Origin of the sequence: Halomonas sp. Mc5H-6, from assembly GCF_024124705.1 — a bacterium.
Taxonomy (GTDB): Bacteria; Pseudomonadota; Gammaproteobacteria; order Pseudomonadales; family Halomonadaceae; genus Vreelandella; species Vreelandella subterranea.
This window is the reverse complement of the sequence record NZ_JAMXSI010000006.1, coordinates 1-11,176: the sequence shown is the minus strand read 5'-3', so window position 1 is coordinate 11,176 and position 11,176 is coordinate 1. Positions and strand designations below refer to the sequence as shown.

At 53.6% G+C, this 11,176-nt stretch carries 14 protein-coding genes and 1 pseudogene; 3 read left to right on the top strand and 12 right to left on the bottom strand.

The genetic code is table 11. The features are described 5' to 3' along the window. The first annotated feature begins 6 nt into the window (after positions 1-6). Both NH395_RS10020 and NH395_RS10015 read left to right on the top strand, forming a co-directional pair. On the top strand, positions 7-1,476 hold the full coding sequence (locus NH395_RS10020) for an NADH-quinone oxidoreductase subunit M (RefSeq protein WP_092825685.1): 1,470 nt from the start codon (positions 7-9) through the stop codon (positions 1,474-1,476). Next, positions 1,476-2,840 (top strand): NADH-quinone oxidoreductase subunit N, encoded by a 1,365-nt coding sequence (locus tag NH395_RS10015; RefSeq protein WP_092825683.1) that lies wholly within the window; start codon positions 1,476-1,478, stop codon positions 2,838-2,840. The genes NH395_RS10020 and NH395_RS10015 overlap by 1 nt, the downstream gene beginning before the upstream one ends. Positions 2,841-3,319: 479 nt before the next feature. On the opposite strand, the pseudogene NH395_RS10010 reads toward NH395_RS10015, so the two are convergent. The 3 genes and pseudogenes from NH395_RS10010 to NH395_RS10000 form a co-directional block, all read right to left on the bottom strand. Continuing rightward, positions 3,320-3,955: pseudogene (locus NH395_RS10010) on the bottom strand (tyrosine-type recombinase/integrase). Positions 3,956-3,982: 27 nt separating this feature from the next. Further along, positions 3,983-5,368 (bottom strand): MFS transporter, encoded by a 1,386-nt coding sequence (locus NH395_RS10005; protein ID WP_199283599.1) that lies wholly within the window; start codon positions 5,366-5,368, stop codon positions 3,983-3,985. A gap of 33 nt (positions 5,369-5,401) precedes the next feature. Continuing rightward, positions 5,402-5,698 carry a metal-sensing transcriptional repressor gene (locus NH395_RS10000; protein ID WP_092825681.1) on the bottom strand — a complete coding sequence of 99 codons (297 nt, stop codon included), beginning with the start codon at positions 5,696-5,698 and terminating at the stop codon, positions 5,402-5,404. Between the two features lie 195 nt (positions 5,699-5,893). On the opposite strand from NH395_RS10000, the gene NH395_RS09995 reads away from it, so the two are divergent. Beyond that, positions 5,894-6,184, top strand: a complete 291-nt coding sequence (locus NH395_RS09995) for a hypothetical protein (protein ID WP_139197145.1) — start codon at positions 5,894-5,896, stop codon at positions 6,182-6,184. A 251-nt stretch (positions 6,185-6,435) separates the two neighbouring features. Here the strand turns inward: NH395_RS09995 and NH395_RS09990 are convergent, their stop codons facing one another. The 9 genes from NH395_RS09990 to NH395_RS09950 all read right to left on the bottom strand — a co-directional run bounded on the left by NH395_RS09990 (position 6,436) and on the right by NH395_RS09950 (position 10,843). Then, positions 6,436-6,678, bottom strand: a complete 243-nt coding sequence (locus NH395_RS09990) for a GGDEF domain-containing protein (RefSeq protein ID WP_092825677.1) — start codon at positions 6,676-6,678, stop codon at positions 6,436-6,438. Then, positions 6,623-6,796 carry a hypothetical protein gene (locus tag NH395_RS09985; RefSeq protein WP_139197144.1) on the bottom strand — a complete coding sequence of 58 codons (174 nt, stop codon included), beginning with the start codon at positions 6,794-6,796 and terminating at the stop codon, positions 6,623-6,625. The genes NH395_RS09990 and NH395_RS09985 overlap by 56 nt, the downstream gene beginning before the upstream one ends. Before the next feature lie 190 nt (positions 6,797-6,986). Beyond that, positions 6,987-7,484: a cytochrome c gene (locus NH395_RS09980; RefSeq protein WP_245748358.1), complete on the bottom strand. Its 498-nt coding sequence runs from the start codon at positions 7,482-7,484 to the stop codon at positions 6,987-6,989. Continuing rightward, the gene (locus tag NH395_RS09975; RefSeq protein WP_253024456.1) at positions 7,450-8,316 is read right to left on the bottom strand and encodes a YCF48-related protein; all 867 of its coding nucleotides are present in this window, start codon (positions 8,314-8,316) and stop codon (positions 7,450-7,452) included. The genes NH395_RS09980 and NH395_RS09975 overlap by 35 nt, the downstream gene beginning before the upstream one ends. A 23-nt stretch (positions 8,317-8,339) precedes the next feature. Further along, complete coding sequence (locus NH395_RS09970; protein ID WP_092825671.1) at positions 8,340-9,083, bottom strand: cytochrome c biogenesis protein CcdA; 744 nt, start codon at positions 9,081-9,083, stop codon at positions 8,340-8,342. Between the two features lie 16 nt (positions 9,084-9,099). Further along, on the bottom strand, positions 9,100-9,483 hold the full coding sequence (locus tag NH395_RS09965; protein ID WP_092825669.1) for a hypothetical protein: 384 nt from the start codon (positions 9,481-9,483) through the stop codon (positions 9,100-9,102). Between the two features lie 12 nt (positions 9,484-9,495). Next, a complete protein-coding gene (locus tag NH395_RS09960; protein WP_092825667.1) occupies positions 9,496-10,044 on the bottom strand; it encodes a TlpA disulfide reductase family protein in 549 nt (182 codons plus the stop codon). A gap of 14 nt (positions 10,045-10,058) precedes the next feature. Next, positions 10,059-10,499, bottom strand: a complete 441-nt coding sequence (locus tag NH395_RS09955) for a DUF411 domain-containing protein (RefSeq protein WP_092825665.1) — start codon at positions 10,497-10,499, stop codon at positions 10,059-10,061. Between the two features lie 101 nt (positions 10,500-10,600). Beyond that, on the bottom strand, positions 10,601-10,843 hold the full coding sequence (locus NH395_RS09950; protein WP_092825663.1) for a hypothetical protein: 243 nt from the start codon (positions 10,841-10,843) through the stop codon (positions 10,601-10,603). Between the last annotated feature and the right edge of the window lie 333 nt (positions 10,844-11,176).

Sequence of the window (11,176 nt, the reverse complement as noted above, 5' to 3'; positions counted from 1 at the left end):
GTACTCATGTTACCACTCGTATCCCTGACCCTCTTTCTGCCTCTCGTCGGCGCCGTGCTGATTCTGTGTCTGCCGAAACCGACGGCGCGCACGGTGCATGGCATCGCGATCGTCAGTGCCGCCCTGACGCTGGTTGGCGCTCTGGCCATGTGGCTGCAGGGGGTAAGTGGTGACGGCTTTTCCCAGGTCGAAGAGCTGGAGTGGATGCCGGTCATCGGCGCCGCCTACCGGGTCGGGGTGGATGGCATCAGCCTGCCGCTGGTGCTGCTGAGTGCCGTGCTTTTCCTGGTTTCTCTCATCTATGCGTCGTCGCTTCGCGATCGCCCGCGTGCCTATGTGGCTCTGATCCTGCTTCTTGAGACCACGGCAATCGGCACCTTTACCGCCCTGGACGGCATTCTTTTCTATGTCTTCTTCGAAGTTTCCCTGGTGTCGATGTACTTCATGATTGCCGGCTGGGGGCACGAGGACAGGCAGCGTGCCGCGCTGATGTTCTTTATCTACACCCTGCTGGGCAGCTTGCCATTATTGCTCGCGATTCTGGGGCTTTACCTCGGCAGCCCTGATCCTACCTTCGATATGCGGGCCTGGATTGCCAATCCTCCCCTGGAGGGAGCGGTGGCCATGTGGGCACTGATTGCCATGCTGATTACCTTTGCGGTCAAGATTCCTGCGATACCTTTGCATACCTGGTTACCTGCGGCCCACGTTCAGGCACCGACAGTCGGCAGTGTCATCCTGGCGGGCATCATGCTGAAGTTCGGTACTTACGGGCTGGTGCGCTTCGCCCTGCAAATGACCCCTGACGCTTTCCGCGAGGCCGGAATCGTTGTTCTATTCTTCGGCGTAGTTAGCGCAATTTACGGTGCCTTTGCCGCCCTGGCACAGACCGATCTCAAGCGCCTGGTGGCCTATACCTCAGTCAACCACATGGGCTACGTCATTGTCGGCGTCGCTGCGGCCGCGTTGACGCTGGATCCAGCGATCCGCGCCACCGCTCTGGATGGCGCCGTGCTGCAGATGTTCAGTCACGGCCTGGTCACCGGTGCCTTGTTCCTGCTGGTGGGCATGATTCAGGAGCGCACCCATACCCGCGAAATGGGGGAGTTTGGCGGCCTGCTCAAAACGGTACCGTTACTTGGCTGGTTCTTTGTGCTGGCGGCCTTCGCGTCGCTGGGTCTTCCGGGCTTGGCGCACTTCCCGGCCGAGTTCCAGATATTCCTCGCGACTCTCGGCACTGCTCCCATTGCGGTTATCGTGATTTTGGGCATTGCCATTATCGCCGGAACCTTTCTCAAGGCTCTGCGTGAAATATTTCTGGGTGAGCCCCGGGATCGCTGGAATAGAATGCCGGACCTGAGCCCACGCGAAATTCTCGCGGTGGCGCCCTTGCTGGTGCTCACCGTTGCCACTGGCGTGGCGCCATCCTGGGTGCTGGACGTCATTCACCGCACCACATCAGCACTGGTGCTGTAATGGGTCATGATCTCGCACTATTAATTCCGGAAATTGCCGTTCTGTTGACGGCTGTCGGTGCGCTGATCGCGGAGATGCTGCGCCGGCCACGAATTTCACTGGTCGTTGCCGTCATTGGACTGGTCGTCGCCACGGGGCTGACCCTGCGACTACTCGGCACAGACACCACGATATTTGGCGGCAGCTTCCGTATCGATACGTTAAGTATCTGGGCCAAGCTCATTCTGCTGCCAACTACAGTGCTTTCGATGCTGCTGGCGAGAGTTGATGTCCGGGGTAGCGCCCGCGAGGGTACGGTCTACAGCCTGCTGATTTTTTCCACCCTGGGTGCCCTGGTGCTGGCGGGAGCAGGGGACACCATGTTCCTGGTGCTGGGCACACTGCTGACCGGCCTGGCGACTTTTGCCCTGGTTGCCTACCCGGACACCGACCCGGCGACCGAAGCCGCCATGAAATTCTTCGTGTTCGCTTCGGTCACCACATCGATCATGATTTTCGGCCTGAGCTACTGGTTCGGTGCCTCTGGCTCTACGCTACTCGTCGATCTGCCGGGCATGGATACGATGCCGCTGGCTGTGATTCTTGGGTTCGTGGCTGTGGTTGTGGGTCTGGGCTATAAGGCATCACTGGTTCCGTTCCACTTCTGGGCACCCGACGCCTATGAAGGTGCACCCCTGTCAATTGCCGCCTATCTGTCGGTAGTGCCCAAAATTGGTGCCCTGTTTGCGCTGGCGCAGGTGGTTCGTGAGCTGCCCCTGGAAACTGGCTGGACGGTAGTCATGGCGGGCCTGGCCGTGCTGAGCATGACCTATGGCTATCTTGCGGCGCTGGTGCAGGACAACGTTATCCGGCTGCTGGCCTATTCATCGATTGCCCAGTCCGGCTATTTCCTTCTGGGCATCCTGGCGGTGGGCTCCAGTGAGCTTGCCTTACCATCAATCATACTGTTCGCTGCCGCGTATGTGGCCATGAACCTGGGCGCATTCTCAGTTACTGCCACCACCGGGCGCACTCTGAGTGATTTTGACGGGTTGGGGCGCACGCGACCGCTGATGGGAATCGCAATGGTGATTTTCCTGTTGTCGCTGGTCGGCATTCCGCCACTGGCCGGCTTCGTCGGTAAGTTTATGCTTTTTGCTGCAGCCATCGATGTCCAGTTTACCTGGCTGGCTGTGGTGGCAATCATTAACAGCGTGCTGTCTCTCGCGGTATATCTCCGCGTCATCGTGCCGATGTACCGGGCTGGGGAGTCGACGTCCGCGGCAACGGACCCATGGCACGGAATCGCAGTGATAACGGCGCTTGCGGCTACGCTTATCATCGGCTTCGCTGCTCAGTTTTTCCTGGTCAGGGCATTTGCTTAGTGGCGCAGGGCTACGTGCGGACGTATCTTATCTTTCCAATAAACTATGAATATCGGGAGATAACAGCGTCGTGTAGGATCAATCGCGCTATCGCAAATACCGATCTTGAGGCCGTGGACAAAAGACAGCGTCAGGCGCTAACCGATCACGGTTCGGGATGCTGACGGAAATTGACATCTAGGTCACCATGCAGAAAAAGCTGGATAAGAAAACAGTAAACGCGTGCTTTTGATCACATTTGTCCATCTGGATTACCGATATAGCATGCCAATATGTCATTGCAGCCGATGGATTTTTTGATTGGTGAGCTTTCCTGTATGTGGCCTAGGAATAAATGGATGACTGAAGCCAATTGGAGCAAGTGGTCGCATTCTTCGTTGCTCTATATGGAATTTGCTTCTGAAATTATACCAGCCTTCGCTAAAAGACCGCTTTTGGCCGGACAACGACGGCCCGAAATAGGCCGTCGTTGATCCTCATCAAACTTCTGTCTGTTCAGCCATTTCCAACGCGTCATTTACCTCTATCCCTAGATACCTGACAGTGCTTTCCAGCTTCGTGTGACCCAGGAGCAGCTGCACTGCCCTTAAGTTTTTCGTGCGACGGTATATCAGCGACGCTTTGGTGCGGCGCATCGTGTGCGTGCCATAGATTGACGCATCTAAACCTATTTCGGTGACCCAGACTTTCACGATACGGGCATATTAGCGCGTGGAGAGATGCTTTGCGCTATTGATTCGGCTAGGGAGCAAGAAGTCTTCGTTTCTGAGTTGAGCAAGCTGTATCCAGTCCATAATAGCGATACGGGTTTGCTCGGTTATTTCGAACTGGACAGGTCGATGCGTTTTTTGCTGCATCACGATGGCTCGTGGGGATATGCGTGCACCATGGGCTATATCGCGTACTCATAAATTGACGAGGTCGCAGCCCCTTAATTTGCTATCGATGGCTAAATTGAAGAGGGCAAGGTCTCTCGTCTTTTTCGCAAGTTGTAGCCGAACACGGATGGCCCAGATATCTCTGAGGCGTAGAGGTGTCTTCTGCCCAACCAACTTGCCTTTATTCCCAGGAGTAAAGGGGGGTTGAGTCGAAACGTTCATGGCAAGGTCCTCCATCGGGTGGAGATCGAAGAATGGAACATTTCACCTAAGCTTGTGCTGTGATGGCCAGTGTGCATGGTGGTCATCAATAACAAAAACGTGTCGATGAGAGCCTCGAGAATGATGGTGGGAATGGCGATGAGGTTCCGGCCCCTCCCACCCTTCATGATCGTGTTTATGGTGTTCATCGTGATAGTGAAGATGGCTATGACCTATAGGCGAGTGCTCATGCGCAATCTCTCTTGGGTCACGACGAGGCCAAGCAAGCATCGCAAGCCCTGTCGCGGTTAAAGCCAATGTCCCGAGCAAAACGAACGTTTCCGTCAGTCCCAGGTTCACCCCCAGCCAGCCAGCCAACGGATAAGTGAGCAGCCAACAGCTGTGTGACAACGAAAACTGGGCAGCAAACAGCGCAGGACGATCCTCCGGCTGGCATGAGCGCTTAAGCAAGCGACCGGTGGGCGTCATGACCAATGAGGCCCCTGCGCCCAGCAGTAACCATAGCCCGACAAGCCCCGCAAACGATGGTCCCAGCCAGCCCAGGTAGAGACTGAGTGCCATCATAACGCCACCTAGCAGCATGACTGGTCTTTCTGTCACTCGGTCCAGTATCTTGGGTAGCAGTAAGGCCACCAGCATGGAGCCCCCGCCTGCGGCAGAAAAGGCCAAAGCTACTTCTTTCTCGCCAAGTCCCAACATAGAGCGCACAAGCACGACCGTATTGACGATCTGCATCGCTCCGGCGGCTGAGACCGCCAAGTTCAATGCCAACAGCCCCCTCAGACGAGGTGTTTTTAGATAAATCCGTAAGCCGTGAGAAACGCGACGCCAAACGCCGGGAATTTCTTCTAGTGGTTGTGACTCAGGCAACATCACAGATATAGCCAAGGAAGCTGAGATCACGAACGCCAGGGCGTTGAGTACAAACAGGACATCAAAACTCATCACCATCAGCAATGCGGCTGCCACCATCGGGCTAAGCAGATTCTCTAAATCGTAGGCAAGACGTGACAGGGATGATGCTCGCGTGTACTGATCTTCGTCTTCTAGGATGTCCGGTATTGTCGCCTGGAAAACGGGCGTGAAGGTTGCAGAGCAAGCATTGAGTAGAAAGATTAGCAAATAGATTTGCCATACTTCTGTAACTAAAGGCAGTGCGCAAACCACGGCTGCACGCAGCAAGTCGAGGCTAACCAACAACATGCGTCGTGGCAGGCGTGAGGCGTAAGCACCCACCAGTGGCGCAATGCCCACGTAGGCGACCATCTTAATTGCCAGCGCTGTGCCTAATACGACACCCGCCTGCCCTCCAGCAAGATCATGAGCCAGTAACGCTAGGGCAACGGTGCTCAGACCGGTGCCAATCAGTGCAATGACCTGAGCGAAAAAGAGATGGCGATAGACGCGATGGGCGAGTACACCGATCATAGATCGCTCCTCAATGAGAGGGCTTAGATGCATTCACAGGTAGCGGGCGATGGCCTTAAAATCCCTGACGTGCTCACGCTGAGTCGCCGTTAAGGGACCTATCGCCTCCTCCATGCAGTGGTCGATATGGTCTTGCACCAAGGTTTTTTTGGCCTGTTGAATGGCCTTTTCGACGGCGTGCAGCTGCTGAGCAATGTCCAGGCAGGCGCGGCTGTCCTCTATCATCTGAGTCACGCTTTGCAGATGTCCGCGTGCGCGGTTCAGGCGCTTGATGATATCTGGGTGCGTCTGGTGCGTCTGGTGCGTCGTTTGGTGGTTAGACGTTGTCATATTTTCCTCTTATTTGTTCCCATCCCCCTGGAGGGGATGTTAGGCTATTCGCCGTGTGATTGCCAGCAGTAGCGGTTCAATGGCTGAGAATGCACGCCGGTTACCGATTAAATGTGGGTAGTTTTTATGCTCCTTTACGTACGACACCGCCTTGGTTGCCTAATATTACTGCTGTTGGTCATGCAGGGGCTGGTTGTGTCTGGCGTGGGAGAAGCCCTGGTCCACGGGCCGGAAACCGCTGCTGACACAGGCCATTCGCATGGTGCTGTTAGTCACCAACCCAGCAGCCACCATGCAGAGGGGCGCGAGCAGGCAGCAGAATACAGCCCGCTGCATGTAGATGGCGGCAGTCACTTTCACGAATCGGCTGATCGACTGGCGATGAGCCCCTTGCCCGAGCCGATACTGGCAAGCTCCCTTCGATTGGGCGAGCGGGGTGGCTCCCCGTTGCGCCGCATGTTCCGCCTGGAACGCCCTCCACGTTGATCCATCGCGGTATAGCGTCGGTTGCCCGCCGGGTAGCCCTGATGGATTAAAAAATACTTGGAGGCTATATGTTGCCATCTATACAAGGTGGGACGTTCGATGTGTCTGGAAAGGCACGGCGATGTTACCTGCCTGTCATAACGTTATTGTTGGTGCTGTTGAGCACCAGTGGGGATGTCCTGGCCCATGCGGTCGCCGAAGGCGACAAGGGATATATTCAGGAGACGACGTCACCCCCAGATTGAGTAGCGCTACACTTTAGAGTCCGATCCTAACCCGTCATTGACCGTTTTAAATCCATCCAGGTCAAGATGCATGACAACCAGCAATTTACCGTTCTGTTGTGCATCCGAGAAGGCTTCATTCAGGCAGTCATCAAAAGCGGTATGGTTAGGCAGCCCGGTCAGAAGGTCGTGTGAAGCCTGGTAGGTCAACTTGCTAATGTTGGTGAGTGATATCTTTTGCAATGCCAAAAACACCCAGCGTTTCGCCATAAACAATGATCGGCATGGTCGTCAACTCCAGAGACTTCAGATGCCCTTCTCGATGCTTTATCTGTAGCTCCACACAGTTTGACTGGCCGTCCAGAGTCGCGTCATAGATGGCCTGCATGCGTTCGACATCCTGGGGCTGCAGCAACGTCGAAAATGTTTTCCTTGAACTTCATTGCTGATGCTGCACTTATTGGTTGAATTCAGGAATGGGTTGACGTAGGAGGCCCTTTTGGAATCTGGGATATTTATGTACCAAACTAATTTACCAACTTTTAACCACTCAGTCTCGTTATAGTGCCTAGTGCCTATCATTCTAGGGTTATCTCAGATTGTATTGGAAAGGGGTTATCAACACTTTCGTCTGCTTGGTGGTGCCGTTGCTCTTGCGTCCATAATGTCTTGAGATAATTCACAACATCGCGTATCTCGCTGGGAGCCAAAACATCTTGGTATGCAGGCATCGTTAGCCTATCGGTCTTATTCCAGGGGTCGCGCCAACCCTCGGCAATAATTCGGTAGAGCATGCCATCAGAATGTTTCCAAGTATGCCCCTCTGGACCATGTGGTGGAGCTGGCAATTCCCCTAGTGCATTTTGCTCTTCCCAATTGGACATGCCTTCGCCTTGTATACCATGACAACTGGCACAGTATTGCCGGTAAACTCTTTTACCTTCTTCCAACTTAGGCGTATCGCCTGAAGAAGGACTGTCCTCAGCCATGGCGTGCCCTAGAACATTTAACGCCAGCAATGAGGCAATGAAAAAACAGTGTTTATGCACCAGGATCAGTCCAGGATTGGCCTTCATCTTCACTGTGCAAAAGCTCCCCTTTCTGATTTAAGCCGTAGAGAATGCCTTGGGGTGAAAGAGTAAGCGTCACCAACACGGTGCCGTCACTATCTACTTGTTGCCACTCTTGACCCCCATTTTCGCTACGCCATAGGCCCTGCTGCGTAGACACATAGACTCGCTCTGGGCCGTCAAGTTTATAAGCCACATCATAGATGCTGCCCGCATCAAGTTCTCCGGTCGGTCTCCAGCCGCAAAAGCAGTCCATCGATAGACGCACCGCATCGCTCGATACCGCGTAGAGCCAGCCGGTCTGCATGCTGCCGTCCATGTCGGAGTGGACGAGTCGGTTAACCTTTTGTGAAGGGCCGCTGTCCATTTTCTTCCAGGCGCTGCCGGCATCTTCGCTTTGGTAGATGCCTTCGTTTGCGACTACCGCATAAAGTGTTTCGCCCTGGCGGCGATGCGCAGTTAGCGCAGTTACCTCACGGTTAGGTAGGTTAGCGCTGAGCTCTTGCCAGGTGTCACCATCATCGGTGCTACGCTGCACCCCAATTGAGGTGCCTGCAATATAGAGCGTTTGCGGGTCAGTGGAGGGTACCGATACCGCTAGCAACTGGCCTTCGTCCATGTCTTCGGGCAGGGGAATCGCATTCCAAGCCATACCTTCATCGGTACGCTGGAATAGCTGGTTGGCCTCAATCTTAAGCAGTCGTTTGCCAGCTACGTCATAATGCAGTGAAAGTAACCCTTCTTCGGTTGCCAAGGCCGTACTGGCGAAGCCAAAGCTGACTGCAGCCAAGCCTGCCCGTAAACAGACATGCAAGAAACGCCTTACGAAGTTGCGCATTTCAATATTTCCTTAAAGAATAATTAGCCGATAACGCCTAGGGCAGGGAAGGTGCGCAATAACCAATATGACAGCTCGGATAGTTTGCCTGTGATCATTAAGCTTCCCATTAGGATCATGATCAACCCAGCCGCTATATGTATAAAACGCCCCCAGCGGCGCAGGAATTTCTGGTGCTTTATGAAGCGATCAAGCGAAATAGCACTCAGCATGAAGGGCACGCCTAAACCCAGAGAATAAACACCGAGCAACACCATGCCGCTCCAGACGTTGGCCGTGGACGCGCTGACAGTAAGAATGGCACCCAGGATCGGGCCAATGCAGGGAGTCCAGCCAAATGCAAACGCTAAACCAAGTAGGTAAGCCGCACTGCGGCTCCCGCCGACGTCTTTCAGTCGGCCCATAAACCGACATTCTTGCTGAAACCAGCGCCATGGCATGAGCCCGGTCATGAAGGCGCCAAACAGGATAACGATAACGCCACCGATCAGGTTTGCCTCTTGGCGATACACCAACAGTAGACGACCAATGGCGGTGGCACTGGCTCCCAGCATCAAAAAAACGGTTGAAAAACCGAGCACGAACCATATCGACTGAGTTAGCACCCGGAGACGCTCTCGTCTATCCGCCTCCTGTAACTGCCCGAGCGAGCGGCCGGTCATGAAAGAAAGATAGCCGGGCACAAGTGGCAAAACACAGGGCGAAATGAACGAGATCAGGCCTGCCAGAAAGGCAGTGACCAGTCCTATATTGGCTACTTCAAGCATTATCCTTTACCCATGGCTAGGCTTGGAGTTTTGATGAGGACTGCTTGATTGACTCGCTTTGATCTACTATCTGGCGAGTGTTGGGCGCTGTGCCGGCATTCACTTCAGAAGCGTCTTCTAACCGGGCCTGAACATTGGTAGCGTCGCTTTGTTCGGTAGCTTCACCTTTTTTGTCTTTACACTTCATCATGCATAGGCCTAATCCGCACATAATAAGACATGGCAATAGGCTCAATAGAATAGGCGCGATGCCGAGCATGACCAGGTTATCCCAGCCAAAAGCAAGGCCGCCAGCCACTGCCACACCACCCAACAACATCAGGCCACGTGGACCTGTCAACAGGCCTTGTAACCCCGATTTTTGTTTGCTCTGTTGGGTTTTGTCGTCACAACAACTCATGGTGCTACCTCATTATCTGGTTGCAATCATTTCAGTAAGAAAGTTGATCATGTCTTGAGTGTTCCACTCGGCTTCCCCCACGAGGCGCCCAATTTCTTTGCCTTGGCGGTCAAGTAGAAGCGTTGTAGGAATACCGATAGCCCCAAGATCTGCACTAGCCATCCCGGTTTTATCTATATAGGGAGCCAGATGCTCAATGCCGATCTCTTGATAAAATTCATTAACAATCTCGATCCCCTTACGGTCGATCGATAAGGCGACCACTTCAAAATTATCGCTGACAAGCTCAGCCTGGAGGGCATCTAACGTAGGCATTTCCTCTCGACAAGGCCCACACCACGTTGCCCAGATGTTGAGTAGAATCAGTTTTCCTTCAAACTCAGCCAACGTTAAAGGGGCGCCGTCGCTATCCTCGAAATGTATTTCTGAAACCTCTTTGGGCTGGGCCCAAATAAGAAACCCTTGTGGCCCTGAGCTTTCTGACGGGGCGGCCATGGCAAGGGGTGTGGCAGTCGTCAGAAATACGGCTACGAGATGTCCTGCCAGGATGGGTAGTTTCATCGCCACACTATCCCTTAGTGAGTCGCGTAAATGTCGGGGCTATCGGTCGGTTGCGAGGCTATGGCATAGACCTCCAGCGGGCCGCGTTTTTCTCCCGACATGCCCGGTGAGCCAAGCGGCATCCCCGGCACGCTCAACCCAATGATAGAGGGCTGGTCATCAAGCACTTGGGTCACGCTCTCAACAGGTACATGTCCTTCGAAGAGATAGTCTCCTACGACAGTGGTATGGCAACCATGCAGTTCTTCAGGGACATTATACTCGGCTTTCATTTCAACAAGGTCATGGGTGTCGACCGTCTCCACGTTGAAGCCATTTTGTTCCAAATACTTGGCATATTCGGCACAACACCCGCAATTAGGATTTTTGTAGAGGGTCGCTGATATATCAGCCGCCAATCCCGATACGGGAAAAGCCAGTAAAGACGTAATGGCTAGCGCTTTCCAAAGTTTCATATTTTGAGTATCCGGTTAGTTAACAGGGTAGGAGGTCTGGTTGACGCTACCTGCACAAGAAAAAAAGATTGCTTGCGAACAAGCAACCCTTGCGAGTCGCTTTAAGCGTCGTCTTTCTCATGTCCTTGCTGCATGTTTTCCATCATGGCGTTACATTTTTCCATCATGGCGCTCATATCGCCCATCATGTCGTGCATGCCGCCTTCTTGCATCATTTTGCTATGCATGTCATTGCCTTCCATCACCTCCTGCTGATTATCTTCTTGGGCAAGAAGCGAGCCAGCTCCGAAGCTACTGGCAACGATAACGGCGGTAAACAGGATCGCAGTATTACGTTTACGCATGACACTCTCCTATCAATGTGAATCACTCTGCCACGTCGGTAAGTGACAAGGTTGGACGCAATTTTTAACAAATGAAAAATTGCTCTTTGACGATAGCTTTAAAGTTGGCTTTAAGGTCAAGCCCTTATTTTAAATTTCAGCGCATCTGAAGCTGATATGCCCCATTCAGCGGCGAAATTGCTTTCTTGACCTATGGGCAACCTTACGAGCTATGGTGATTTCTGGTGTATGGAAGCCGGCTGAAAGGGTGGCGTATCCTGTTGGTTGATCACCGCCAAGATCACAACCAACAGAGGAATGATACGCCATGTCCAAGTCTAACCTGCACGCTCT

Coding starts and splice junctions, on each gene's coding strand:
- NH395_RS09975 (WP_253024456.1), bottom strand. CDS start 8,316: ATGCGCAACTTCGTAAGGCGTTTCTTGCATGTCTGTTTACGGGCAGGC.
- NH395_RS09980 (WP_245748358.1), bottom strand. CDS start 7,484: ATGAAGGCCAATCCTGGACTGATCCTGGTGCATAAACACTGTTTTTTC.
- NH395_RS09955 (WP_092825665.1), bottom strand. CDS start 10,499: ATGAAACTTTGGAAAGCGCTAGCCATTACGTCTTTACTGGCTTTTCCC.
- NH395_RS09970 (WP_092825671.1), bottom strand. CDS start 9,083: ATGCTTGAAGTAGCCAATATAGGACTGGTCACTGCCTTTCTGGCAGGC.
- NH395_RS09990 (WP_092825677.1), bottom strand. CDS start 6,678: ATGGCGAAACGCTGGGTGTTTTTGGCATTGCAAAAGATATCACTCACC.
- NH395_RS10000 (WP_092825681.1), bottom strand. CDS start 5,698: ATGACAACGTCTAACCACCAAACGACGCACCAGACGCACCAGACGCAC.
- NH395_RS09985 (WP_139197144.1), bottom strand. CDS start 6,796: ATGCAGGCCATCTATGACGCGACTCTGGACGGCCAGTCAAACTGTGTG.
- NH395_RS09965 (WP_092825669.1), bottom strand. CDS start 9,483: ATGAGTTGTTGTGACGACAAAACCCAACAGAGCAAACAAAAATCGGGG.
- NH395_RS10005 (WP_199283599.1), bottom strand. CDS start 5,368: ATGATCGGTGTACTCGCCCATCGCGTCTATCGCCATCTCTTTTTCGCT.
- NH395_RS09950 (WP_092825663.1), bottom strand. CDS start 10,843: ATGCGTAAACGTAATACTGCGATCCTGTTTACCGCCGTTATCGTTGCC.
- NH395_RS10015 (WP_092825683.1), top strand. CDS start 1,476: ATGGGTCATGATCTCGCACTATTAATTCCGGAAATTGCCGTTCTGTTG.
- NH395_RS09960 (WP_092825667.1), bottom strand. CDS start 10,044: ATGAAACTACCCATCCTGGCAGGACATCTCGTAGCCGTATTTCTGACG.
- NH395_RS10020 (WP_092825685.1), top strand. CDS start 7: ATGTTACCACTCGTATCCCTGACCCTCTTTCTGCCTCTCGTCGGCGCC.